The sequence below is a fragment of the Bradyrhizobium sp. TM233 genome, assembly GCF_036247965.1.
Classification (GTDB): Bacteria; Pseudomonadota; Alphaproteobacteria; order Rhizobiales; family Xanthobacteraceae; genus Bradyrhizobium; species Bradyrhizobium ottawaense.
Genome location: NZ_BTIG01000397.1, coordinates 1 through 274, shown reverse-complemented (window position 1 = coordinate 274; position 274 = coordinate 1). Strand labels below are relative to the sequence as shown.

Genomic DNA, 274 nt, shown 5'->3' with positions numbered 1-274 from the left:
CGCGCGCCGCGCTGGAGCGGGCGGGATTCCGGCCGGCGTAAACGAGCTCGTGAGCGGGCCTTGGCTAAAGCGCGATGAGATCGGGAAGAATCGTCCTAGCGCTTTAGGTTGTCGTTTGAGGATGATCTTTCGGAAAGCCGCTGCGTACTTTTCCGAATCATCCCTTTAGGATGCGTCGTCCAGTGCCGCCAGCCGTTCCGCCTCGGCGATATCCTCGACCGTATTGGCGTTGAAGAACGGATCGAGCGGCTTGGTCGGCCACGTCACCGTCGCG

1 pseudogene is annotated in these 274 nt (G+C 61.7%); it reads right to left on the bottom strand.

Annotated features, from left to right (window positions below):
- Positions 1 to 165 precede the first annotated feature (165 nt).
- Positions 166 to 274, bottom strand: a pseudogene (locus AABA86_RS34535) (molybdenum cofactor guanylyltransferase MobA); the annotation flags it as partial.